This window comes from Pseudoalteromonas sp. APAL1 (assembly GCF_021532475.1).
GTDB classification, from domain to species: domain Bacteria; phylum Pseudomonadota; class Gammaproteobacteria; order Enterobacterales; family Alteromonadaceae; genus Pseudoalteromonas; species Pseudoalteromonas lipolytica_C.
Genome location: NZ_JAKGAW010000013.1, coordinates 1 through 25,516 on the forward strand (window position 1 = coordinate 1; position 25,516 = coordinate 25,516).

A 25,516-nucleotide genomic window follows, 5' to 3' on the forward strand; every position below is an offset into this window, starting at 1 on the left:
ACGTTTAATAGGGTATTATGAAAAATCTAACGGCAGTGCAAATTTCACGGTTTATTATTAGCTTTACTTGGCTTTACCATGGCCTTTTCCCAAAAATTATCCATATCTCTCCACTTGAACAACGGATGACAGCCAGTTTTGGTTTTAATGCCGAAATTTCAATGTTCATAACACGAGCTGCTGGGGTTGGTGAAATCATCTTTGCGGTGTTGTTTTTTATTTTCTATCGTTCAATTTTAATCAATATAGTCAATATTTTATTGTTAATAGGTTTAATACTGTTTGTAGCTTTTTTACAACCAGCACTATTGATTGAAGCATTCAATCCGGTGACTACAAATCTTGCACTGATCGCGTTTAGTACTGTACTAATAATAGAGCTCAAGAATAGCGAAACTAGCAATAAGTGAATTAAACACCATAGCAGTCTTTGATTTCTTTGATCATGGCGCTTGCAAGTGGTGAATTGGCATTTGTTTTAGAGGTTATTAATACAACAGGAATATCGTAGTGATATTTGTTTGGTTGAATAGCTTTAAAAATGCCTTTATCAACCCAGAACTGAGCATAGTGGTCGGGTAAATAACCAATAAATTCACCCGATAAAATCAAATGTGCGATACCTTCATCATGGTAGGCTACCGCACTGTTTTGGTAGTTTAAGCCATCGTTTCTACTTTCTTTATCTCGCATGTAGTTACTGGTAATTACTTCAGCTTCTTTAATAAGCTCATTGATTTGTTTGTCTTCACACTCAAACAGTGGGTGACCGACTGCGCAATACAAAAAGTTAGTTTCGTTATGTAGGGCAGTGTAATCTAATCCGCGAATATGATGACGGCTAACACCAATCCCCACTAATGAACGGCCATTGGCTACTGCGGTTTCTACCTCACGGGCTTCACAGACGTTAATATCAAACTGAATGTTTTTACCTTTGCCTTTTAACCTTGCAATTGCGCGGGGAATGGCGCAGCGAGGGTCACTTACCATGGTATCTATCATAGCAATACTTAAACGCCCCGATAGCTCGTTTTTAGAGCTTGCGACGGTATTAGCAAAGGCTTCGCATTGCTGAAGCAGTTCAATTGATGCTTGGTAGGTAATAGCACCTGCATCTGTAATTTCAAAACCACTGCGGCCACGTTTACATAATTTAATACCAAGCCTTACTTCTAAATCTGATAAATGCGCACTGATCGTTGAGCGGCCAATATTCAAACGTGACTCTGCGGCTGAAAGCCCGCCACACTCAACAATTGCTACAAAAACACGCAATAATCGTAGGTCTACATCATGAACTTGCATAGTGGCTCTTTTAGTTCGATAAATCTGGAATGAATAACGATAATTATGCATTTGTAAAACAACTAGAGCAAGCTAGACTGCCACTAATTAAAACTTAATCCTGTTTTTTAGGAGTTATAAATGACATTTAAGTATGGTGTTGACCAATTAACGATAGATAACGTTAATGCGATTGCAGCCGGTACGTTACAGGCAGAGCTTTGCCAAGAAGCCATTGATAAAATAAATAAAAGCCGCCAAAACGTAGATAAAATGGCTGCCTCAGATAAAGCCATTTATGGTATCAATACGGGCTTTGGTCCACTGTGTGATACACAAATTTCTCCACAAGAAACAAACCTATTACAAAAGAACTTATTGATCACACATGCTGTTGGTGTGGGTGAGCCAATTGCTAAGCCTATTTCAAAGTTAATGCTAATCACCAAAGTACATGCATTAAGCCAAGGTTTTTCAGGTATTCGTTTAACTGTTGTTGAGCGTATGCTTAAGTTTATTGAACTAGATATTATCCCGGTTGTACCAGAGCAAGGCTCAGTTGGCGCATCGGGTGACTTAGCACCATTATCACACCTATTTTTACCTCTTTTAGGTGAAGGCGAGTTCTGGGTAAACGACACAATCAAACCCGCGGCAGAGGTATTAAAAGAGCATGGCTTAGAGCCGCTTGATCTGCATGCTAAAGAAGGTCTTGCGTTAATCAACGGTACTCAGTTTATTTTATCGCACGCCATTACAGCGCTTACTAAAATGCGCTACTTATTAGACCTTGCAGATATTGCAGGCGCTATGAGCATTGAAGGTATGCAAGGTAGCCAATCACCGTTCCGTGAAGAATTACACGCTATTCGTGCTTTTAAAGGTAACGTTGAAGTTGCCGCGCGTATGCGTAGCTTTTTTGCCAATTCTGAGAATATGGCCTCACATACCAATTGTGATCGTGTACAAGACCCTTATTCACTGCGTTGTATTCCTCAAGTTCATGGTGCGTCACGCAATGCGTATTACCACTTAAAAGAGCTTGCAGAGATAGAAATGAACTCAGTGACTGATAACCCAATTGTTATTAGTGAGGAAGAAGCGATTTCGGGTGGTGGTTTTCATGGTCAACCATTAGCTATGGCTTTAGATTATGCATCTATTGCTGCGGCTGAGCTTGGTAACATTGCTGATCGTCGTTGTTATTTATTGCTTGAAGGTTTACACGGCTTACCACGTTTATTAACCACATCGGGAGGCTTAAATTCAGGCATGATGATCCCGCAATATGTAACCGCAGCACTGGTAACAGAAAATAAGTCATTGTGTTTCCCGCCATCAGCAGACAGCGTACCGACATCAATGGGCCAAGAAGATCACGTATCTATGGGGAGTATCTCTGGTCGTAAGTTAAACCAGATTTTAGGTAACCTAGATAAAATCTTTGCTATTGAGTTGATGTATGCAGCGCAAGCAATCGAATTTAGACGTCCTAACAAGTGTTCAGACATTATTGAAGAAAACTTTGCGCTCATTCGCAGCAAAGTTGCCAAACTAGAAGAAGACCGCTTACTTAAGCCAGACATTGATGCCATGGTTGCACTTGTTAAATCACAAGCGTTCACAGTAAATTTAGGGAGCAAATAATGACTTTTCAAGAACAAATTAAGCAAGGTATTCCAAGCGTATTGCCAGAGCCAAAACCGTATCCAAGTGATGCAAACCGTGCTCCAAAACGTAAAGACATTTTATCGGCTGATGAAAAGCAATTAGCGATTCGTAACGCATTGCGTTATTTCCCTAAAGAATGGCACAAAGAATTAGCCGCTGAATTTGCCGCTGAGCTTAAGCAATTTGGCCGTATTTACATGTATCGTTTTAAGCCTAACTATGAACTTAAAGCGCGCTCAATCAGCGATTATCCGGCTAAATGTGAGCAAGCTGCCGCTATCATGTTAATGATCGACAACAACCTTGATCCCGCAGTAGCACAGCACCCAGAAGAGCTTATCACTTACGGTGGTAACGGTGCGGTATTCCAAAACTGGGCGCAGTACTTATTAACCATGAAGTACTTAAGCGAAATGGAAGAAGACCAAACGCTACACATGTACTCGGGTCACCCTATGGGGTTATTTCCATCATCAGTAGAAGCACCGCGCGTGGTTGTAACTAACGGTATGATGATCCCGAACTATTCAAAGCCGGATGATTGGGAAAAATTCAATGCACTGGGTGTAACTCAATACGGTCAAATGACTGCGGGTTCATTTATGTACATTGGCCCACAAGGTATTGTTCACGGAACAACTATTACGGTAATGAATGCATTCCGTAAAGTGCTTGAAAAAGGCGAGTCACCAAAAGGTAAGATCTTCTTAACTGCTGGTTTAGGTGGTATGAGTGGTGCGCAGCCTAAAGCGGGTAACATTGCTAACTGTATAACCGTATGTGCTGAGGTTAACCCTAAGGCGGCTATTAAGCGTCACCAACAAGGTTGGGTTGATGAGCTAATCGATAACATGCCAGAGCTTGTTGAGCGTGTACGTACGGCTCAGCAAAATGAAGAAGTAGTTTCAATTGCCTTTATCGGGAACGTGGTTGATGTATGGGAAAGCTTCTTAGCAGAAGATATTTTCATTCACTTAGGTTCAGACCAAACTTCACTTCATAACCCATGGTCAGGCGGTTACTACCCGGTTGATATCAGCTATGAAGAGTCAAATCGTTTAATTCGTGAAGAGCCAGAAGTATTTAAAGAAAAAGTACAAGCGACACTTAAACGCCACGCTGATGCTGTTAACAAGCACACGGCAAAAGGCACTTACTTCTTTGATTACGGTAATGCGTTCTTGCTAGAAGCATCACGCGCTGGTGGCGATGTAATGGCTGAAAACGGTATTGATTTTAAATACCCATCATACGTACAAGATATTCTTGGCCCAATGTGTTTTGACTACGGTTTTGGCCCGTTCCGCTGGGTATGTACGTCAGGTAAACCAGAAGATCTTGATAAAACAGATGCGATTGCTGCAGACGTTTTAAATAAAATCATGGCGGACTCGCCTGAAGAGATCCAACAGCAAATGCAAGACAACATCACGTGGATCAAAGATGCGAAGCAAAACAAGCTCGTTGTTGGCTCGCAAGCTCGTATTCTTTATGCAGACGCACAAGGCCGCGCTGAAATCGCTAAAGCCTTTAATGATGCCATTAATCGTGGCGAGATAGGGCCAGTTGTACTTGGACGTGACCACCATGACGTAAGTGGTACGGACTCACCTTTCCGTGAAACATCAAACATTTATGATGGTAGCCGCTTCACAGCAGACATGGCGATTCACAATGTAATTGGTGATGGTTTCCGTGGTGCTACTTGGGTATCTATTCACAATGGTGGCGGTGTAGGTTGGGGCGAAGTGATCAACGGTGGTTTTGGTATGCTACTAGACGGTAGTGAAGCTGCCGAGCGCCGTTTGAAATCTATGCTATTATTTGATGTAAATAACGGTATTGCTCGTCGTAGTTGGGCGCGTAACGAAGAAGCTAATTTTGCGATCAAACGTGAAATGGCTCGTACCCCTAAACTTAAAGTGACCTTGTCTAATAACGTTGATGATGACGTTTTATCAAACTTAGATTTCTAATTTTGCATAAAATACTAAACCAGCTCGTTTTTGATTAAAAACGGGCTGGTTATAGTGTTTGCAGTAATGCTTTATCAACTGCCTTTAACAAAGAAGACTTTGTGGAAGGTTTGGTAATGTAGGCAGTTAAGCCAAGGGTTGCCCACTTGCGAATGATCTCTTTATTTTTGTTGGCACTAATTGCAACAATTGGCAGGTTTTTGCAATTTGGGATACTGCGTAAGTTTTTAGTTGTGTTATACCCATCTAAATTAGGCATGAATAAATCTAGTAACACGAGTGAAAAGCGCTGCTTTTTCAGTTTTTTTATTGCATCTAGCCCGCTTTCAACACTGACGACCTGATATCCCTCTCCAATCAAAATCCTCGATACCATTTCCCTGTAAAATTCGTTGTCTTCTACCACCATAATTTTTATATCGCTCTTTTTTTGTGGCGTCTCAGAGAGGGGACTATGCTGTTCTGATGGAATGGGAGAAGGTTTATCTTTCATTTCAGCAGTTTTATTTTTTGTTTCTTGAACGGTTTCAGCTGTGTCAGAATTATCTTTTTCATTTAATAACGCAGCAAGTTCAGCAAGAGAAAAGCGTCTTTCTTGTAACCGCTTTTTAAGCTCCTCAGCCACTTTTTCAAGTTGAGACTCTAAAGAGTCGATTAACGGTGACAGGTGCTCTTTTTGTAGGTCTTGTAGTAATTGGTCTTGTAAGACATTTATACCCTTATGATTATTCAGCTTTTCACGGGCATTATTTAAAGTCTCAGTGGCTTGACTGCGATAACTAGCAGCTTCATCAATTAAGTTTTTTAAATCGTCGTCAATTTTACCAAAGTGTTCATCTCTGAGTTTATTGACTTCAGTTTGGCTTTGAGTTCGTTTTAGTGCGTTATGTAAAATCATCTTAAAGCGATAATTTTCGTACATAGATTTATAAACAAAGTAATCAGAAAAAATACCCTTAATACAACATTTAAAAGCGATCCCTGACTCTTTATTTTCGCATAGTAGAATATTTTCGTGCGGATAATTTAATAATCCTGACTCAGCAAGTAATTTATAACTTTCAATGCTTTTTGAAACACTCTCTCTGGCAAGAATAATGAGCTTTGGCTCTGTGGTAGCGATAACCTCTTCAGCATCTTTATGGCTTGTTAGTGTTCTAAATTCATCAACTTGAGAAGAAAGTACTTCTACTGCACCTGCTAACTCTGTAGGTTTGTCACATAAAATGATAACTTTTGGTCTTCTTTGCGCGTGGTCGACTTTTATTTGCATTGATAGTGGCTCATTTATTAGTCGTTTTATAAAGAATTTGAGTAAGTAACTTCTTTATTTTGCTGAAATAGTTGTAAAAACTCAGTTTGAGTGCATGGCTTAAAGTAATAAAACCCCTGAATTGACTTAACACCAAGGTTTTTTATCAATAGAAGATCTTCAAACTTCTCAACACCTTCGGCTACAATATCTAAACCGAGTTTATGGGCGATTTCACAGGTACTTACTACTATCGCTTTTTTACTGGGATCTTCGGCACTTCCGTTGACAAAACAGCGATCAATTTTGAGTTCATCAAAGGGAAGCTCATTAAGTTGCTTCATTGAAGAATAGCCTGTTCCAAAATCATCAATTGATAATTTAAAGCCTTTTAGTTTAAACCGTAAAAGAACATCTAACGAAGAACGTATATTGTTAATAATATTACTTTCCGTTAGCTCTAGGGTGATCTGTGAAGTGGGCATGGAAGCATCGGTGCATATGCGCTCAAGTTTTTCAGGAAGACTAACATCACTGAGTTCATTGGCACTAATATTAATACTAAATTGAAGGTTCGATAATAAGGTTCTGTTGATAGACCAAAATTCTACAGTTTGTTTTAAGAGTTGCTTGGTGAGCTCAGCTGTATGATTTGCACTTTCTAGTGTCTCAATAAAATAGAATGGTGAAACAATACCATTTTGTGGGTGATTCCATCTCGCAAGCGTCTCAACACCAATAATCTTCTCAGTTCTACTACATACTTTAGGCTGGAAGTAAGCGATATATTCGTGTTTATAAAGTGCGTTGATTATCTCTTCATTAGGGTAAGTGATATCTTTCTTTTGTGAAGGGGGAGCTTTATTAAACTGACATAGTGCTTTATATAACTCTGCCAACTTACTAACTGATAATGGTTTTTCAATGCATGATATAATATTCAAGCCGTGCAGGGAGGCGAGTGAAGCGGCATTTTTAAGAAAAAGGCTGTTCTCACCACTTAATAGAGCTAACGGTTGCTGAAGGTTTAACTCGCTTAGCTTTCTTAGCATTTCTACACCATCAATAGAAGGCATATTCATGTCTAATAAGATTAGAGAAGCTTGATGGATCTCGGGGCTTGATAAAGCCTTATAACCGCAATCAAAACCAATGAATTTACACGGTGTTTGATTAGAAATTAGAAACTCTAATTGCGTTAATACAAGTTGACTATCGTCGATGGCTAGAATCAAAGGAGGTTGCTCCAACATACGTTCTACCCTTGGGTGTCTTAATCAGTATTAATTAGTATAGATGTAATTTCATCTTGTGCACTCCTGAACAGCATTTTACACTGCTTAATTAACATTTCGATTTCTTGTAATGATCCTTTCTGACTCACCTCTTCTAATTCTTGAAGTGTGTCAGCTAGTTGGTTGCTCCCTACCGTTTTAGCAGAAGTTTTTAGCTGATGGGCAATATCTTTAATATTATTAGGCTCATCAAGATTCAACTGGTTAATTAGCTTCTCTGAGTCGCTAACAAATTTCTCTAGAAACAATTTTTGTAGGCTTTTATCGGTCCCTACATAGTTTTCGAGCACGTCTAATTGTATAAAAGGAGCTTTGTTTCTAGACTCAGTTTGTAACTTGCTAATTTGAGATGCTTGATCTTCCTTCTCAATTGGTTGTGTCGATTTACCATTTAACCAACGTTTTAATTTTTTATTTAATTCTTGCAGTAATATTGGCTTCGCTAAATAGTCATTCATGCCACACGCCAAGCAAATTTGCTCTTCGCCATCTAAAGCATTAGCAGTTGCGGCGATAATTGGTAATGCAGGCAGATTATTTTGCTTTTCAATGATGCGCCTTTGTTTTGTGAACTCATAACCATCCATCACTGGCATATGGCAATCAGAAATAATTAGCGCAAAATCAAATTGCTCTAGCAATTGCAGTGCTATTTTGCCGTTGTCCGCAATGACGCATTGAAAGCCCAGAGTTGCTAACTGGCGTTTAAATAAGTCTTGATTATAAACATTGTCTTCAACAACAAGTATTAGCTCTTGCAAGCGCTCAGCTTCTTTAATACTTGGTAGTGACATTGCTGAGTTTAAGCTTCGGGAGTCTTCATTTTCTTTAGCGATGATATTTTCTAGCTGTGCTATGTGTGTACTCACCTTTGAGGCATAGTATGGGTATAAAGGCAGACTAGAGATATTAACATTGCTTGGTTTAGGTAATTTATCTTGGTTATTATCAAGTAAGATATAATGGCAACGACTACCATCTATAAATACGTCTTTGCCTTCTGTAGTAAGCTGTTGGAAAGACTCTGCAGTGATAATAAGATAGTCATATCTTTGACTATCGACTAGTTGCGCATTGAATAATTCTCTTGGGATCACTTCGCAATTAGCTTGCAGTCTAGTGAGGTGAGCATTTAAGTCGGTTTCAAACTTATCTTCATCACCGACAACGGCAATTTTTATTTCTGTAAGCTTGAACGGAAAGTCTGCGACTTCTTGCTGCGCATTAAGTGGTAACTTTACAACAAACTGGCTACCAACACCTTCGAGACTTTGACAATCAATTTCACCCTGCATCATGCCAACCAGTTTGTTGGTGATAGATAACCCTAAACCTGTGCCGCCATATTGGCGCTGAATGCTGTTATCTGCTTGTTCAAAAGGTGTAAAAAGTTTATCTACTTGTTGATTCGACATGCCTTTACCATTGTCTTTTACACCGATTAAATAGAAGCCTGGCTGCTCACTTGGCGTTATAGACACTTCTATTAACCCAGATAAAGTCGCTGTTGTTTTAGTAAATTTAAGCGCATTTCCTACTAGGTTAAGTAAAATTTGTCTTAGCCTTACAGGGTCACCTAGCTGTTTAATTGCTAATTCAGAAGAAAAGTAAAAGGCTAACTTTAATTTTTTATTATTAGCTTGGTAGGCCAGCAGCTCAGCTAACTCTTTAATTATGTCTAGCCAATCAAATGCTAAGTATTCTAATTGCATTTTACCCGCTTCAATTTTAGAAAAGTCTAAAATATCATTGATTATACGAAGTAAAATTAATGCTGAGCTTTTCGCTACATGTGCTAAATGTTGTTGTTCAGGGTCTAAATGTGACTCACCCAACATATCCAACATTCCAATTACGCCATTCATTGGTGTCCTAATTTCATGGCTCATGGTTGCTAAGAAACGTGATTTAGCTTCACTTGCTAATTCTGCATTCACTTTAGCTGCTTGTAACTCTTTAGCTGAATTTATATTACTGGTTATATTCGTTTGGTAAATTAAGGTGTATTTTCCCGAATCAGTGGCAATATTCTTTAATAAGATTTCAAACCAATACTCAAAAGAGTCAACGAGATACTTGCATTTTAATTCGCAGCAATATTCTTCTGCTGCAGAACTGCTATGTAACATATCTAGTAATTCATCTTTTTCAACTAAAGGTAAATTTTTAATAATATTTAGTACGTTATCTCCTTTTGATATTTCAACCCCCATGAATGTAGCTGTATTAACTTGGCTCGTAACAAGCGGATCAGGGTAAAGGTTTTTCATCGTAATTTCTTGCTCACTATTAAGCATAATTATCGAAGCCGGAAAAGCATTTATTGCCTCTTGTAGCAGCTTCTCTGTAGAGCGTTTAATTGTCAGTAGTTTTTGTGTCTCTTTTCTTTCTTTTTCAGCTTCACTCATTTTGTTAAGAGCTTCTTTGCGAGCTGAGTCTAATTCAAGCTGGATCCTTTTTTGTTTTTCGGACTCGTAAACTTGAGTCGTTGTCTCTTTTACGACACCAACTAATGTGTATGTTTGAGAGCTTTCTTTGAAGCGTATTTTTGAAACAAGGTTGAAGTGCCTTGTTTGACGTTCTGCAAGCGTTAACTGTAACTCAGAGGTTTGCATTAAATTTTGGTTTTTTAATTGGTTAATAATTTTGTTTCGCTGAGTTTGATCAAACCGCTTGAGGATAGCTTTTATTTTTACAAATTCAGTATCTAAAGGAAGATTGAATAAGTTTCTAAATCCTTCAGATGTATTTACCCATTTTGTCTCTATGTCTACTTCAAAACTGCCAATAGAAGCGAGCTGTTCGGAAGCACTCATAAATAGCTGTCTTGTTTTTATATTGTCTTGTGCGAGTATTGCTTGTTTTCTATTTTTTTGTTGTGACTTATTACTTACATATAGGATTAGCAGAAATAAGAAAAACAACGAACTAACTTGCCAGATAAATTTACTTTGAATAGTAGATAAAAACGCATTTTTATTTTTTGAGCTTTCATATGAGTAGCTCCCTAAATTTAGCTCTTGATCCCATACATATGCACTGAGTAGCTCTGATTTATCATATTGATTAGAATTTTTATTTATCAGGCTTTTAAATGAAAGTAAGTCGTCTTCTACAAAGTAACCAGCTCTGGGCATATTTTCTAATGTGATTATTTTCTCTCGCGCTTTAGCTATCAAATGGTTAAGACTCACCTCATAGACTATGAGTGTATTAGTTAATCCACTTTGCGAGATTTTTAAACCTGCGATGAGGTAAATAACACCATTTGCAGGTGTCTCAATTGCTTTTGAAATAATTCGACCTTCATTGATAGCTTCACGCTCAGATTGGATGATACTTTGCAGGTTCATACTATTAAGAAATTGAAGATCACGGGGCTCATCTAGATCCATATCGTTAAAATCTAAATGATTTTGATGTTGTATGGAGGAAAGTGCGCTCAACATTTGATTGGCTTTCTGCTTTTGCCAAAGTTGGTCAAATGTATAGATATTATCTATCGCTTGAAGGTTTAGGTTTCTTAATATCTCAATGTTTGATTGATATTTTAAAAGTTTTTGACTTGCATAGTGTTCAACAAACAAAACAGAGGTTATTCCCACAAAGGTAATAATAAGTTGAATTGTGGTTGCAGTACTGTAGTTTAAACGCTTGTCCTTGCTTAGCGATAATAGCCGAATAATCATACATATTGAAGCAACACATAATATCCCGCCAATAACGGCAAAGCAAAGTGCAAGCAAAGTCTTTTCTTCACCTTGCGTCTTTAATTTTTGTGCACTCAACCGCATTTCAGAGATGATGGTATTACTGTGTTCTATAAGCTCATTCAAATAAGCTGTACTGATATCCCACCATTCAAACTTGGTGATTTTTCCAGTTGCTTTGCCTTGAGATAGTGAGTTGATTAAATTTTCTATTAATAGCTTGTTTTGATTATTGTAGATATTAGCATCTTGGTCATTAAATAAATTTTTAATCAATGAATTATGTTGAGAATGAAGATTAAGTGCTTCTCGTAAGACTACTAATTTAACTTGTTCATCTTCAGATGTTATGTATCTTGCAACTTTTGCTCTGAGCTGCCCACCTAATTCAATTGCTCTTAGTAAAGTGTATAAATCTAACGCTTCAAGGTTATTATCATTACTTTGGCGAATAAAAAACTGCTGCTCGGCTTCAACAATTCGTACTTTTTTTAATAGCAGGGTAATCAAAACCGAGTAGCTTTTAAAAATACTTTCTTTGCTTTTACTTGCTAGTTGGTTTTCATTTCTAATAGACCTTATGTCATTTTCAACTTGCGTCGCAAACTCCTTAAAATAATCTGACTGATCGGCCGCTTTCACATCATCAATGCTAAAATTAGTTGCCTTGATATAGGTGTTAAGTCGCTCTAAATAATCCTTTTCACCCTTTAACCCAGTTGACATTCCGCGTTCACGTTGCAGGGAAAAAATAAGGTTATTTACTTTAGCTAGCCCTTCAAGGTTAACAATGTATTGATTAAGGCTTTTGTTAAAGACCTTTTGTTGGTTGTACTCGTTAATTTCGACATAAAAGAGTGATATGCCAATAATTGATAAAAGAAAGTACAGAATGAACTTAATAAAATAATTCACATCAGGTCCTAACAAAAACGGTTAATGGAAACTATAGTTTATTAATACAATCTGTCTAATGGCGAGAAAATGAAGGTTCCAATACAACCTGAAAATGAAACTTTGAGGCTTGAATATCTGAATTCGTTAAACTTGTTAGATTCAGAAGAAAATGTTGATATAGATCGAATTACAGATTTTATAGCTAAACTGTTTTGTGTTCCGATCGCATTAGTTAGTATTGTAGATTCGCACCGTCAATGGTTTAAATCTAAAGTAGGGCTGGATGTTTGCGAAACCCCTCGTGATATATCATTTTGTGGTCATGCAATCCTTGATACTAAACCCTTGATAGTTACTAATGCTCTATTTGATGAACGTTTTTTAGATAATCCGCTTGTTACTGGGGAGCCTTATATCCGCTTTTATGCCGGAGCACCTTTGATTGCTAAGACTGGTGTTATACTTGGGACACTTTGTATTATTGATACACAGCCAAGAGATTTTTCTGAAAATGATACTCAAATTTTAGTCAAACTAGCATCAGATGTAATTCAATTAATTGAAAATTAATGATTTTTATTTTTTCGTCGTAAATTGTTTTCTAATCTGTATCAATCACATAGATTATACTAAATGTCAGTATAAACTTTTTTATTACCTAAAATTAATTTTTAGCGCATTGTCAAACGCCGTTTTATAACACAATAATAAGGAGCATATAATGGCAAAAACTCTAACCGGTGGGTGTTGTTGTGGTGAAGTAAGCTACAAAGTAACTGACAACTTTAAACGTTTTTTCTTTTGTCATTGCGAGCAGTGTCGAAAATTATCAGGCACAGCACATGCCGCAAATTTGTTTACCTCCCCTGATGCTATTGAATGGGTAAAAGGTCAACAGCACATTACGCGATTTAATTACCCTGGTCGTGCGTTATCACGGGCGTTTTGTAAAACCTGTGGTTCCGCTTTGCCATTCACTGCAAAAGATAACAGCTATTTGCTTGTTCCTGCAGGCAGTTTAAATGAAGAGCCAAGTAAAGAATTAGATGCGCAAATTTTCTGTGAAGAGCAAACCGAATGGCATAAAAATGGCCTAAATGGCAAAAAGTTGATTGGTTTTGGTCGCGATTAAGCTCGTTGATAATTTGCTTTCTTGTATAAAGTTTGACCAGCTAATCTAGTTTGATTAATCTGTAAACACATTTTAAAGGGAGGTTTAATATGTTTAAAGTTTTAACCTTAGCTGCTTTAGTCTCGTTAGCAGTACCTACAAACGCAAATGAAATTACAGCTGAGTTTCTTAAAAAAGAGCTAGAACTTGCTCATTCTCAGTACATAAATGGCTCACATGATAGTGCGCTCTATGCGTTAAATTCACTTGCAAGAATTCTTGAGCTTGATAGCGCTAAAATTCTGCAAACAGAAATAGGCCCAAATAATCTTGCTTTTACTTATCTTCGCATTGGAATCATTCATGAGCATGCAGGTGATCAGCAGCAAGCCAATAGCTATTTTGCCAAAGCGATGAATGCTCACCAAGGCAAAAAACTTCAGCTTGCAGAGCTCAAAGCTTATGTAACTAAATTAGACAAATCAGCTGCTCACTTAATTTAAATATAACTGGAAATACAAAGAAAACGATGATCAAATGGCAAGAACTAACTAAATATCAAAAAGCTGCATTTTGGTGCTTGATAGCTATTGTTGGTTGGTTCTCACCTGAGATTGCACTGTTATTTCATTTTGGTGGAATAGAAGTTGTATTTGCTTTTTTAGCAATGTACAGCTTGCCAATCATCAGAGTAGCGTGTTCTTACCTTCAAAAAATTAGAGAAAACCTGTTACTTGCCTATGTGTCATTTCAAAACAGTGCCTCTGGTAAACCCAACGTCTTTTTAATGCAAACTGCATTTTGCTGTCTTGCAATTGCACTCACCGGATCATTTTCTTTTGCAATGGTATTTTTAATGCCAGGGATGATGTTAAACAGTATGCTTGGCTGATTGGGTTAAAGTGAGCAAGTTGCGAAAGTAAAGTTTGTAGGAGGCGTTTCAACGCCGAACAAGTAGCAGCGATTTTACATCGCGTCCTAGAGCCTAAACCCTAGTACCTAATGTATCCTACCGTAGACGTGAAACTTTTTTCGCGCCTTTGTAGGTCGTGCTTTAGCGCGATTAAAGTGTAAAGTTAGCCGGTAGCGTTTTACGCCGAATAACTAAGAATCACGGTCCAATCCGTTCCTTCGACTCCAATAAAAAACACTGAAAATATGAATGAATTGATAGAGATAGGTTTAAGCGCAGTAAAGCAACATCAGTCTTTACCGTTTTCGATTTATTGCGCTAATGATGAACAGCACATAGTTAATGTGCCTATCGCAAAACCATTACTTGTCGTTGTGTTGTCTGGCAGTAAAAGACTAATTGATACAGAAGAAGTTAACTGCAATGCAGGCGATTTTGTCTTTATGGCAAATACACCTAAGGTCGCCATGCGCAACATTCCGCAAAATATTGGTTATATGGCGTTATTGATTGAGTTTGATTACACAGACTTTGAGTGTTTGAAATATCAATCGGGAGCAAAGAAAAAGTTCATTAATGGGCAAGTAAACTCTTTGTTTCAAATGTCCTTAAAACAATTTATTGAATGGGCTGCAGTAACACCACCACAATTATGGTCAATTAGAAGACAAGAGCTGCTGCAAGTGTTATTTTTGCAGGGCTTTATAGATTTAGGTTCAATCATTGAGCCACCAACACTGACTCATAAAGTGCATACAATTATCACCAGTGATTTAACACGAGATTGGGATGCAAACAGTATTGCAGCTAGTTTAGCGATGAGCGAGTCTACACTCAGAAGAAAGTTAACCGCAGAAGAAAGTAGTTTTCAGTTAATTAAAGACAAAGCGCGTTTAAGCCATGGGCTACATTTAATTCAAAGCAGCTCAGAGCCTATTGGAGCTATTGCGCAGCAATGTGGTTTTTCGTCGCAATCTAGATTCACAGATAAATTTAAATTGTTGTTTAATACGACTCCAACAGCTCTTCGTAAAACAATAATGAGCGAAGTAGGCTAATAATTGACAGTTTTGGTACTAATTTGATCTCTCCTTGCTAGGTATTATGATTATTCTTATTAATCGGAGAATATTATGAAATCATCAACATTGAAAATTGCCACGCCATTATTCCTGCTATGTTTGTCTGGCACCACATTCGCTGAGTCTTTTACCTTAACAAGTAAAGACATTGCTCATGGTGAATTTATGGGTACTTCGCAAGAGTTCAAGGGATTTGGTTGTAACGGCGATAACCTATCACCACAACTTGCTTGGCAAAATGCTCCGAAAGGGACTGAAGCATTCGCATTGACCGTTTATGATCCTGATGCCCCTACAGGCAGTGGCTGGTGGCATTGGCAAGTTGTGAATATTCCTAAATCAGTATCAAGCTTAGCGAGCGGTGCGGGAAATGCTGACAAGAATGCTTTGCCTAAAGGGAGTGTGCAAATAACAAATGATTATGGTTTTAAAGGCTTTGGCGGTGCCTGCCCACCAGAAGGTCATGGCGCTCACAGATATCAATTTACACTGCATGCGTTATCACAAAAGCTTGAATTACCAGAGAACGCATCAGGTGCGTTAGCAGGTTATATGATCAATGCTTATTCGATTGATTCAGCAACAATTGAGGCGCTTTATAAGCGTTGAGAGAGTTAGCGAGTTACAAGGGAAAAGTTAGCAAGTTTCGAGCGTTTGTAGGTCGTGCTTTAGCGCGATTAAGGGTAAAGTTATCGAGTTACAAGTTTACAAGGGCGTTTTAACGCCGAACATCTAAGGTTCACGGCTGAAGCCGTTCCTACGTGAAAATCTCCATGGTTTTTGTCGCCATAAATGGCGACCTACAAGGGCACTCGAAGGCGTGAAACTTGTTTCGCGCGATATTATGTAGGTCGTGCTTTAGCGCGATTAAGGGTAAAGTTATCGAGTTACAAGTTTACAAGGGCGTTTTAACGCCGAACATCTAAGGTTCACGGCTGAAGCCGTTCCTACGTGAAAATCTCCACGGTTTTTGTCGCCATAAATGGCGACCTACAAGGGCACTCGAAGGCGTGAAACTTGTTTCGCGCGTCTGCTCTTAAAAAGTAGCGGCAGAAAGAGGCCGCTACTTGTGAAAGTGTGTGGCCTCAAACATCATTGACTCGTGACTTTAATCATCTTTCTTTGCTTTTTTCGCGAGGATTTCAACTTCGGCTTTTTCGGTCACACCAGCCATACTAAGTGCTGTGCTGCCTACCGATTCATATTCAAGTTTTATTTTATCGAGTTTAGCGTCGTTTTTGTCTGGTAAACTTAAGCTACGTGATGACATTCCTTTGGTTAGAACACCCAGGTTTTCAAATACCTTTTCTTCACCATTATTCATGATGACTTTAATACTTTTAAGGTTCACTGTGCCATGTGTGCATTTAACCTTAATGTTACTATAACGGCTGCTGGTAATAGGGTTTACAGTATCAGTTTCGCTCTTGTAACTAACTTTTTTCTCAGCGATAGTTTTCCACTCGTCATCACCAGCAAAACTATGTGTACTGGCTAATGTTAGTAAAGTAGTTAAAGCTAATAGTTTAATTATTTTCATTTGATTCCCTCCAAAATTATGATCATTCAAAGATATAGCACATAAATAAAGTAATTGCTTATCTAGAAATGACTAAATAAAACCAAATTCATATTTTAGTCGTATTAACAATATGGTTCTTAGATTCACCAAGCTTAAATGGCATGCTATGCTAATTAAGTGTTTATAGTTTATGGAATTTAAATGATATCTTACTTTTGGATAGTTGCTTTTTTGTTCTCAAACTCAGCGTTAGCAAGTGCATTGCTAGATGTTAAGCCGAGTAATAAAACCCAATTTTTGTCTTTAATTAAAGATAAACAAGGGGAGTATGCAGCTAAAGAGGGCAGTGACGCAGTTTGCCAAAATGCATCATTCTCATTAATCAAAACACCCACACAAGGTTTTAGTTTAGGCACACTAATTGACTTTAGTGATTTGCATAACGGTACGCAGGTAAAAAAAATCCCAAACTTTTGTGTTGTTAGCTCGAAGCTAAAGTACTTTGTAAATGGTATTGTTAGAACCAAGCGCTACTTTCGCTGTGATAATGAAGACGATAATGGCTCAACAACTGAAGATCTGCGTTTTAAAGATAATGGCAATATCACTTATACATTGGATAAACCTGACATTTCATGTGTGTTTGAAAAACAATAAATGTTTTCCTCATGCAAATTTAAGCCTATGATGGGCTTTATTTTTTAATTGAAAACCTTATGACTAGCCAACTTATTCAAGCATTTTTAGTGCTTGCTGCCTTTTATATAGCAAGCCTCATAATTGACCGGGCAATTAAACAGTTTCAACGTCGCTTTGATTCAACCGCTCTTGAAACTTTTCGGCTAATTTCTAACTCGCAGCGCGCTATTTTATTATTCATTGCTATTGTGCTTGCGTTATCGAAACTCGGTTTTGATGTTGCGGCGTTGGTTGCAGGCTTAGGCTTAACGGGCTTTGCACTGGGTTTTGCGTTGAAAGATGCTATTTCAAACCTAGTTGCTGGTGTCATGATTGTGCTTTATAAACCTATTAAGCTTGGTAATTACATAGAAGTGAGTAATTCAAAGGGCACTGTGATTGATCTTAATTTGCGCTATATCACAATTAAAGGCGAAGGAGCTGTGCATTTAATCCCTAACTCTTTAATTTTAAGTAATAAAGTGTCAATCATTGACCGTGAAGACGATTAATAGCAAAAACTAGCTATAAAAAAAGCAGCCTAGGCTGCTTTTTGAATTTTTAGCAAATTACATTTGAGATTGCAGGTAATTTTCAAGCCCTGCGGTTTTGATTAACTGCTGCTGTGTTTCAAGCCAATCAATCTGTTCTTCTTGCTCATTTAAGATGTTATCGAGCGCTTCACGGCTGATGTAATCTTTTTTCTCTTCAGCAAGTTTAATTGCTTCTTTAAGATCAGGTAATGAATCAAGTTCAAAGCTCATGTTAGCTTCGATCATTTCTTCAGAGTTTTCACCAATACGTAGTCGACCTAAATCTTGTAAATTTGGTAAACCTTCTAAAAACAAAATACGCTCAATTAAACGGTCGGCGTTTTTCATTTTTTGAATAGATACTTTGTAATCAGCTTTGTCTAATTTTGAAAAGCCAAAATCTTTAAACATACGAGCGTGTAAAAAGTATTGGTTGATACCCACTAATTCATTCGCTAATACTTTATTAAGTGCAGCAATGACGCTTTTATCGCCTTTCATACAATTAGCCTCTATTCGCCCATTTGAGATTGGTGGTAGTTTTGGCTACCAATTTTGTCGATTAGACCAAGCTGTTGTTCTAACCAGTACACATGATCTTCTTCTGTATCAAATAATAGCTTTTCAAGCACTTCGCGTGATTGATAGTCTTTTTCTTGTTCACAGATTGCAATTGCTTCTTTAACACAATCAACAACTTCTAATTCAAGTGTTAAATCGTTTTGCATCATGCTTTTAACGTCTGAACCAATTAATAAATCACGACGTTTAGTCATGTTTGGTACGCCTTCTAAGAATAGAATACGTTTAATTAACCAATCAGCGTGGTCTTTTTCTTCTTCCATTTCGTGGTTAAGACGCTCATACAGCTTATTTAGGCCCCAATCGTCATACATACGAGAATGAATAAAGTATTGATCTATAGCGGCTAATTCGTTTGCGAGTAGTTTGTTAAAACTATCGATGACTTTTTGGTTACCTTTCATAATGCTGTCCTCGAATTCCAAGTTGCGGTAATTGTAGTATATAAAAACAAGATTGCAAACTTTTTCCTTTGTAAATCAGTTGTTTACTATTGAGTGTGATTCTCGTTTAAGTTTGCGTTAATGGTTGATAAATGAACAATTTATCGTTTCTATTCTTAAATGAAAAAAGCCCTTACTAAGAAGGGCTTGTTGTTCTAATAAAAATTAATTTAGAAGCGATAAGTTGCACCAAGTGTTACTGTGGTACCTAAACCTTTAATGTTATAGCCACCGTAGGTGTATGACTGGGCGCGGGCAGGGTAGTAATCATTGTTAAATAGGTTTTCAACACCCATAAACGCTTGCCAGTTTTTACTAAAGTTATAACGGCCGCTTAGGTTGAATAGATTGTAACTGCTAATAGGGCCTTGATCGCCAACATAGTCACCGTCTGCATTTGGTTCAAAGCGTTTGCGTGAGCCCACATATAAATAACTCACCGTAAGTGATAATTCATCATTAGGCTGCCAGTTTAAGTTAGCTGTACCTTTTGGTGGGCTGATTTGGCGAGAACCTAAGTAAATATCGTCTTCGGTGTTTTTACCTTCAACATAGCTGTAAGTTGCAACCAGTTTTAGGGTTGGGTTAATTTTATAATCAACCAGTGTTTCGTAACCCCAAATCTCTTGCGGCGCACGTACTGGCTCATAAACACCCGTTGCTTCATTAAAGCTATTCGTGGTGCCAAATTCTGATGTGCTGCGGTAAGCTGCAAATTCAAAACGCAAGTCACCAAACTGTGAGGTAAAACCAACTTCATAGTTGTCGATGATTGATGCTTCTGTTTGAATTAGACCAATATCGTTTACTGTTGCAGAGCGTAATAAGCGGCCAATATCTGAAATATCAGACCCTTGCGAGTAATTGGCAAACGGGCTGAAGGCCTCAAGTAAATTGTATTTCACACCTACATTGTAAGTGGTTGCATCGTAATCAATGGTGTCACCTTTTACGCTAAGTGGTACTGAGCATTGTGTTGCTGAGCGGCACAGTTTTAAGGTTTCATAGTCCTCTACAGCAAGATCTATGCTTTCTTGGCGTACACCCGCTTTAATAACTAAATCATTATCGATTACCCACTTAGTTTGTAAAAAGCCAGCAAGGCTTTCCATATCCATTTCTGGTACCCAAAGACGGCCATCTACTAGCGGCTGAGACGTCACATCATTAAGTGCATCTAGGCCATAAATGAAAGTGGCTTCAACATTGTCAAAATCAACAAGGGTATTGAAGGTAGCGCGCGCACCTTTCTTTTCAGAGCGAATAATTGATTGGCCGCCTTCGTAGCCTTCGTCTGGGTTAGCTAAGTTTGTAGAAAAGAAAAACACATTCTCGATATCTTGCATGTAAAGGTCGAGAGTCATTTGAGTATTACTAAACAGGGCGTAGTCTGTGTATTTTAAGGTAATGTTTTCGTTACCATCTGGGCCTTGTGGTTTACCTTGCTTTTGCAGCTCTTTAGGTACATGAATGGCATAGGTTTTTTCGCCATCATTAAGATCCCCTACAACATCACCTAAATCGGTTTTTTGCTGAGAGCTAAAGTAGTTATAGCTAAATTGTAGCTGCTTCTCATCATCAAAATCATAACCCAGTTTGGTGAAGTAGTTTTCTGTTACTGCGTCAGATAAACCATATTGCAAGCCAAGAATATCACCTTCTGCGTCGCGTTGAACGCCATTTTCTTCGTAACTTGCGGTAAATAGATAACTGAGTTTATCTGCTCGACCATTGATCGCCGCAGAGACTCGCGCACCAGCGCTTTCTTCTAGTTTTACTGCACTAAAACGTGACGAAAGGCTGATTTCACCCTCTGGCGTACCATCACTTGTTGCTTGTTTTGTGATGTAGTTAATAATACCGCCCGATGCACCATTACCATAAACTGAAGTCGCACCTTTGATCACTTCGATACGAGCAATGGCACTTGGGTCGAGTGTTTTAACCCCTAAAGAGCCGTTTCTCAGTGGTGTAGATTGTGGCACACCATCAATCATCACAAGTGGTGCACGGCCACGTAAACTCTGACCTGTGTTACTCGAGCTACCCGTATCTGGTGCAAGGCCAGGTACCATTTGCGCCAATAAGCTTTGTAGTTCTGGATTAACTTTTAAATGCTCTTCAATTTGCTTTTGGCTAATAATCGTGACTGAAGCGGGTACTTCATCAATGCTTTCAAATACACGGCTGCCTGATACAACAACGTGTTCCATTTCTTCTGCGGTGAGTTTTTTATTAATGGCATCATCAGCAAAAGATTGGCTACTTAGTGCGAGTGCAATCAGAGTAAGTGAAGTTTTTAACATGTTTATCCTTGTTAAATCAGTATTAATTATTATGTGATTGTGCGGAAGTCTAAATGTAAAGAAGTGTAAAGGCAAGGCTAATGATAATTATTTGCAATAATAATTATGGCTTTTTAGTTACTCGCGATAAGAAGGGTACAAGTAAGTGCGGTTCTAGTTGATGCTAGTTTAAGTAACGTTTTAGGTCATCAGGAATAGGCATTGGTTTGAAAGGGCTAACATTGGTGCCGCCAGTGTTACCGAGTGGGACCCAAATACGCGAAAACACAATTGACGCAGCCATGCGAGCAAACTGACCAATTATTTCCTTGGCATTATGGTTTTTAAAACCAATTTTACACATCCACCAATGTGAGTAAGTATGCGCAATGATATAGCTTTGGCCAAGAATATGAGCCCGCTCTAAGTGATAAAAAGCGCTTGTGTAATCCGTCTTTGCATAACTAGTTTTAGCCAATATCATTTCAGTGTTAAAGGCATGTTTGAGCTCACTATTCATGGCGAATGTCATTTTCAGTAATGGTTGTTTATTTGTAATGCCGTTTGTACCAAAAGTAAACACCCGAAATCGTGAAAAATAACGGTGATAAAGCAAATAGTAACCATAGTAATTGCACAATAGGCCCTGCAAAATCACCAATATGAAACTTATATTTAAAGTTCCATGTTTGCGTGGTCCATGAGCTTTGGCTGGCATCATAGCTTGCAACAATATCTGCTGAATATGGGTTTGCCCATACCCAACTATAGGCATGGCTTTCACCCGGGTTCTCTATTCTAAAACCTATGTTATCAGTTGGTTTTTTCGGTAAATAAATTCTAAATAACTTACCCTCAGGAAATACAGTTTGTGCGTTATCAAACGCTTTTTGCACTTGAAAAGGCGTATCAGCTGAAGGGGAAATAACTGCTGGTGGTTTAGGTCTATCTTCAACTGTGCCTTGCATCACAAATTCTAATACGGCTTTGGTTTGTTCTTTCCAGTTAAATGCCATACCTGTGTAGGCAATTAAAATGAGTGGAATTAAAAAATACACACCTAGAACGGTATGTAGTTGATACATCAGCACTCTAAACTTTGCTTTACGCTTAATAGCCAAGCGCTTAATACGATTTTTTGGCTTTACCCAAATATAAAAGCCAAGCAGAATTTCAATAATAAGAATCAGCGCACACACCGATACCCAGTTTCTTAGCGGGCGATTTTTATCGCCATCTTCATAAAGCAGCCAGCGGTGCAAAGCCATGGTAAAGCCATAAATCGTACTGTAGTAATCGTACTCATGTAACACTTGACCGTTGTATGGATTAACACTGACATATTTGTTATTGGCCAACTGTAATTGCCAAGCAAGATCACTTCGCTGCTCAGGCATTAACAGGGTAACGGGTTGTTTTGTTGTAGCAGAAACGTGTTGGATGAGGTCATCGAAATCTAGTGCTGAAGGTGCTGGCGTTACTGTCCATTTATCGCTTTGAGTAAGGTATTGAATGTCTTTTGCGTAAATAAGCAACGCGCCGGTCAAGCTTAAACAAATTAAAAATAAACCGCTTACTAAGGCAAGCAAGAAATGCGTACGACGTAACCACAACTTCAACAAAGTTTGTTCCTTCAGTTTGCTGTTAAAACAAAACTGAATTGTAAATGATAACGCGATACATTTACACTAAAACTTGTTCTATGGTGCAGCTTTCAATAGCAAAGTTTTCATGTAAAAAGTGACGTATTTCATCGTTTTGAATGCTTTGCTTGGCACTAAACTTAAGCTCACAATGAATGTGATGGTCATCTATCTGCCATGTTTTAAGGTAATCAATATCAGTGATTGCAAATTGGGCTTTAAGTTCAGTGATAGCTTCTGGTAGCGCAAAACTATCGGGGGCTGCCTGCATTAAAATTTTACTGCTCGCTATTAGCAGCAAAATACCATGGTAAATGACGTATACCGAAATCAGCATGGTGGCAATTAAATCAACAACATACCATTGATAAAGAATAATTAAGGTACCCGCAATGATCACCACCACAGACGCTAATGCATCAGACACATTATGTATAAACGCAGCACGAATATTCATGCTGTCTTTCGCACCTGCTTTGTAAGTTAAAAGCGCGGTGAATAAGTCAACAACCAGTGCAAAACCTGCAACCCAAATGATGATCCAGCCGTCTATGGGCTCTGGGTTTAAATAGTTGGAGATGGCTTCAACAATTAGGTAACCACCAATCACAATTAAACTTAAACTGTTAAATAAGGTTGCTAAAATTTCAGCGCGTTTATAACCGTATTGATAACGATCATTGGCAGGTTTGGCACCTATTTTTCGGGCAATTATGGCAATGAATAACGATGAGGCATCACTTAAATTGTGCAGCGCATCAGCAATTAACGATAAGCTGCCAGAAACGAGTCCGCCAATCACCTGAGCGACGGTTAATAACACATTAATTACCACTGCCAGCATGAGTTGGCGGGTGCTTTGGTTATTTGTATCGTGATGGTGGTGGTGTCCGTGTCCCATAAAAATACCTAGTTATTGATTTGCTTTATTTTTATACCATGCGTGCTGTGGTATTGAAAAGTTTATAATGATTTGTTCGTGTACAGATTATAATTTTCTGTTCAAATGCTGATGGATTTGTTAATTTAACGCCGTTGTACCAATTTTTAGTTCTAATTTTAGGCTCAATGTGAAAGCTGCATTTTTTATTTTGATTAGCGTATTATTGCTCCAGCCACTGCTGGATAGCTTTGATGTGGCCGATCATAATGCTGCGTTTAATCACACCTCGGTACTACTATCTGAAGAAATTGATCTTGAAGCCCATTGCGCTATCAATGGCGATCATCAGCTACACCAATTAGAGCACACCGAACTTAGCAAACAGTTGTCTGATTCAGCCGAAAAAGGCCATTGTCATGTTTTTCACAGCCCTGTGTTTGTCGATTCGCTGCAATTGACCGAGCCTGCTGATACCTATTTTACTAAAATTGAATCTCTCGATTTAAACTTCACATCAGCAGATTTAGCGCCGTTACATCGCCCACCTATTTTAGATCTTACTTAATCCAAAACCCTTTTTAGATTTTATTTGGGCTTAGCCCATTTTAAGTAAGAGACGATATATGTTTTTAAGAAATTTTATGCGTTACGCATTACTTTGCGTATGCTTTATGTATGTGACAAATAATTCTGCGAAAGAAGCACATGAACATCAAGAAAATGAACAAGCTGAGCATGCTAATGAAGTCAATTTAACTGAGCAGCAACAGCAACTAGCTAATATCAAGGTTGAGCGCCTTGTACTGAAAAAACACAATCAAACCTTATATGCACCGGGCGAAATTAAAGCCAATGGTTATGCCAGTTATGTGGTGTCACCGCGCGTTGATTCAATCGTTGTAAAGCGCCATGCCTTGTTAGGGCAGCATGTAAATAAAGGTGACTCTTTAGTCACCTTATTTAGTGGCGAAGTTGCCAGCCAGCAAACTGAATTTAGATTGGCCGAAGCAGAGTTAAAACGGCTAACTAAAATGACACCAGGCACGGTGAGCAAAAAGCAAATCTTGACTGCCAAAGCCGAGTATGAAGTAGCTTATAGCCGCTTAGTTGCCTTTGGTTTATCAAAACAAGCCATAACTCAAACACTGACTATAAGCCCAGAAAAACTCGGCGAATATACCTTATTTGCACAAACATCCGGTGCTGTTTTAACCGATAACTTCGCCCAAGGCCAGCGAGTTGATTCGGGGATTGAGTTGATGCTGATTGCTGATGAATCAGCGCTTTGGGTTGCAGCTCAGCTTTCATCGAACCAAGACCGTATTATTAATAATGGCTCGACAGCGCTGTTAGAAGTAAACGGTAATCGCTATCTAGCAACAGTCATTCAAGAAGCACATACCATTGATGAACAAACACGCTCACGAACCGTTAGGCTCGAAGTAAAAAACACTCAGCATAGTTTGCATCCGGGCATGTTTGCCGATGTGTATTTTCAGTTTGAAACAGAGCAAGCGGTACTTGCTGTACCAGAAAATGCTTTAACTCGCAGCGCAGATGGTGACTGGCAATTATTTGTTGTTGATGACGATGGCGGCTTTGCTGCCCAAGAAGTAACCCTTGGCAGAAGTTTTGGTGATTATCGCGAAGTATTTGGTATTGAAGCCGGACTTGAGGTTGTCACCCAAGGTGCTTTTTTTATTGCATCACAGCTAGCTAAAGGCGGATTTGATCCGCATAACCACTAGAGGTG

24 protein-coding genes are annotated in these 25,516 nt (G+C 38.4%); 13 read left to right on the forward strand and 11 right to left on the reverse strand.

What is annotated here, in order from left to right; translation table 11 throughout:
* The first annotated feature begins 17 nt into the window (after nucleotides 1–17).
* The gene (locus L1264_RS08465; RefSeq protein ID WP_199527694.1) at nucleotides 18–410 is read left to right on the forward strand and encodes a DoxX-like family protein; all 393 of its coding nucleotides are present in this window, start codon (nucleotides 18–20) and stop codon (nucleotides 408–410) included.
* A gap of 1 nt (nucleotide 411) precedes the next feature.
* Here L1264_RS08465 and L1264_RS08470 read toward each other — a convergent pair whose 3' ends face one another.
* Entirely contained in the window at nucleotides 412–1,308 is an 897-nt protein-coding gene (locus L1264_RS08470) for a LysR family transcriptional regulator (protein ID WP_135926477.1), read from the reverse strand.
* Nucleotides 1,309–1,428: 120 nt separating this feature from the next.
* Between L1264_RS08470 and hutH the strand changes: the two genes are divergently transcribed.
* Together hutH and L1264_RS08480 are read left to right on the forward strand one after the other, a co-directional pair.
* Nucleotides 1,429–2,934, forward strand: coding sequence for a histidine ammonia-lyase (gene hutH, locus L1264_RS08475; RefSeq protein ID WP_199527693.1), 1,506 nt, complete (start codon nucleotides 1,429–1,431; stop codon nucleotides 2,932–2,934).
* A complete protein-coding gene (locus L1264_RS08480) occupies nucleotides 2,934–4,934 on the forward strand; it encodes a urocanate hydratase (protein WP_138599964.1) in 2,001 nt (666 codons plus the stop codon). The genes hutH and L1264_RS08480 overlap by 1 nt, the downstream gene beginning before the upstream one ends.
* Nucleotides 4,935–4,983: 49 nt before the next feature.
* Here the strand turns inward: L1264_RS08480 and L1264_RS08485 are convergent, their stop codons facing one another.
* Genes L1264_RS08485 through L1264_RS08495 form a run of 3 tightly spaced genes read right to left on the reverse strand, consistent with a single transcriptional unit; the run spans nucleotide 4,984 to nucleotide 12,106 of the window.
* On the reverse strand, nucleotides 4,984–6,207 hold the full coding sequence (locus L1264_RS08485; protein ID WP_235403874.1) for a response regulator: 1,224 nt from the start codon (nucleotides 6,205–6,207) through the stop codon (nucleotides 4,984–4,986).
* 26 nt (nucleotides 6,208–6,233) lie between these two features.
* A complete protein-coding gene (locus tag L1264_RS08490; protein ID WP_199526961.1) occupies nucleotides 6,234–7,439 on the reverse strand; it encodes an EAL domain-containing response regulator in 1,206 nt (401 codons plus the stop codon).
* Nucleotides 7,440–7,459: 20 nt separating this feature from the next.
* Nucleotides 7,460–12,106: an ATP-binding protein gene (locus L1264_RS08495; protein ID WP_199526960.1), complete on the reverse strand. Its 4,647-nt coding sequence runs from the start codon at nucleotides 12,104–12,106 to the stop codon at nucleotides 7,460–7,462.
* Between the two features lie 69 nt (nucleotides 12,107–12,175).
* Here L1264_RS08495 and L1264_RS08500 point away from each other — a divergent pair, with 69 nt between their 5' ends.
* From L1264_RS08500 to L1264_RS08525, 6 genes are all read left to right on the forward strand, one after another.
* Nucleotides 12,176–12,658 (forward strand): GAF domain-containing protein, encoded by a 483-nt coding sequence (locus L1264_RS08500; protein ID WP_199526959.1) that lies wholly within the window; start codon nucleotides 12,176–12,178, stop codon nucleotides 12,656–12,658.
* 151 nt (nucleotides 12,659–12,809) lie between these two features.
* Complete coding sequence (locus tag L1264_RS08505) at nucleotides 12,810–13,220, forward strand: GFA family protein (protein ID WP_135926484.1); 411 nt, start codon at nucleotides 12,810–12,812, stop codon at nucleotides 13,218–13,220.
* Between the two features lie 89 nt (nucleotides 13,221–13,309).
* Nucleotides 13,310–13,702 (forward strand): hypothetical protein, encoded by a 393-nt coding sequence (locus L1264_RS08510; RefSeq protein ID WP_199526958.1) that lies wholly within the window; start codon nucleotides 13,310–13,312, stop codon nucleotides 13,700–13,702.
* A gap of 26 nt (nucleotides 13,703–13,728) precedes the next feature.
* A complete protein-coding gene (locus tag L1264_RS08515) occupies nucleotides 13,729–14,091 on the forward strand; it encodes a hypothetical protein (protein WP_199526957.1) in 363 nt (120 codons plus the stop codon).
* Between the two features lie 266 nt (nucleotides 14,092–14,357).
* Nucleotides 14,358–15,170, forward strand: coding sequence for a helix-turn-helix transcriptional regulator (locus L1264_RS08520; protein WP_199526956.1), 813 nt, complete (start codon nucleotides 14,358–14,360; stop codon nucleotides 15,168–15,170).
* Between the two features lie 75 nt (nucleotides 15,171–15,245).
* Nucleotides 15,246–15,803, forward strand: a complete 558-nt coding sequence (locus tag L1264_RS08525; RefSeq protein WP_199526955.1) for a YbhB/YbcL family Raf kinase inhibitor-like protein — start codon at nucleotides 15,246–15,248, stop codon at nucleotides 15,801–15,803.
* A 499-nt stretch (nucleotides 15,804–16,302) separates the two neighbouring features.
* Here the strand turns inward: L1264_RS08525 and L1264_RS08530 are convergent, their stop codons facing one another.
* Complete coding sequence (locus tag L1264_RS08530) at nucleotides 16,303–16,734, reverse strand: hypothetical protein (RefSeq protein WP_199526954.1); 432 nt, start codon at nucleotides 16,732–16,734, stop codon at nucleotides 16,303–16,305.
* 183 nt (nucleotides 16,735–16,917) lie between these two features.
* Between L1264_RS08530 and L1264_RS08535 the strand changes: the two genes are divergently transcribed.
* Nucleotides 16,918–17,373, forward strand: coding sequence for a hypothetical protein (locus L1264_RS08535; RefSeq protein WP_199526953.1), 456 nt, complete (start codon nucleotides 16,918–16,920; stop codon nucleotides 17,371–17,373).
* Between the two features lie 59 nt (nucleotides 17,374–17,432).
* Complete coding sequence (locus L1264_RS08540; protein WP_199526952.1) at nucleotides 17,433–17,906, forward strand: mechanosensitive ion channel family protein; 474 nt, start codon at nucleotides 17,433–17,435, stop codon at nucleotides 17,904–17,906.
* A gap of 57 nt (nucleotides 17,907–17,963) precedes the next feature.
* Here the strand turns inward: L1264_RS08540 and bfr (L1264_RS08545) are convergent, their stop codons facing one another.
* The 6 genes from bfr (L1264_RS08545) to L1264_RS08570 all read right to left on the reverse strand — a co-directional run bounded on the left by bfr (L1264_RS08545) (nucleotide 17,964) and on the right by L1264_RS08570 (nucleotide 23,781).
* On the reverse strand, nucleotides 17,964–18,428 hold the full coding sequence (gene bfr / locus L1264_RS08545) for a bacterioferritin (protein WP_062567995.1): 465 nt from the start codon (nucleotides 18,426–18,428) through the stop codon (nucleotides 17,964–17,966).
* Nucleotides 18,429–18,439: 11 nt separating this feature from the next.
* Nucleotides 18,440–18,913 carry a bacterioferritin gene (gene bfr, locus L1264_RS08550; RefSeq protein ID WP_054552096.1) on the reverse strand — a complete coding sequence of 158 codons (474 nt, stop codon included), beginning with the start codon at nucleotides 18,911–18,913 and terminating at the stop codon, nucleotides 18,440–18,442.
* A gap of 209 nt (nucleotides 18,914–19,122) precedes the next feature.
* Nucleotides 19,123–21,258, reverse strand: coding sequence for a TonB-dependent receptor (locus tag L1264_RS08555; RefSeq protein WP_235403875.1), 2,136 nt, complete (start codon nucleotides 21,256–21,258; stop codon nucleotides 19,123–19,125).
* A gap of 163 nt (nucleotides 21,259–21,421) precedes the next feature.
* Nucleotides 21,422–21,757, reverse strand: a complete 336-nt coding sequence (locus tag L1264_RS08560) for a DUF3703 domain-containing protein (RefSeq protein WP_199526950.1) — start codon at nucleotides 21,755–21,757, stop codon at nucleotides 21,422–21,424.
* A 28-nt stretch (nucleotides 21,758–21,785) separates the two neighbouring features.
* On the reverse strand, nucleotides 21,786–22,856 hold the full coding sequence (locus L1264_RS08565) for a PepSY-associated TM helix domain-containing protein (RefSeq protein WP_199526965.1): 1,071 nt from the start codon (nucleotides 22,854–22,856) through the stop codon (nucleotides 21,786–21,788).
* Nucleotides 22,857–22,920: 64 nt separating this feature from the next.
* On the reverse strand, nucleotides 22,921–23,781 hold the full coding sequence (locus L1264_RS08570) for a cation diffusion facilitator family transporter (RefSeq protein WP_062567993.1): 861 nt from the start codon (nucleotides 23,779–23,781) through the stop codon (nucleotides 22,921–22,923).
* Nucleotides 23,782–23,950: 169 nt separating this feature from the next.
* On the opposite strand from L1264_RS08570, the gene L1264_RS08575 reads away from it, so the two are divergent.
* Entirely contained in the window at nucleotides 23,951–24,328 is a 378-nt protein-coding gene (locus tag L1264_RS08575; RefSeq protein ID WP_235403876.1) for a hypothetical protein, read from the forward strand.
* A 58-nt stretch (nucleotides 24,329–24,386) separates the two neighbouring features.
* On the forward strand, nucleotides 24,387–25,511 hold the full coding sequence (locus L1264_RS08580; RefSeq protein ID WP_199526948.1) for an efflux RND transporter periplasmic adaptor subunit: 1,125 nt from the start codon (nucleotides 24,387–24,389) through the stop codon (nucleotides 25,509–25,511).
* Nucleotides 25,512–25,516: the final 5 nt, after the last annotated feature.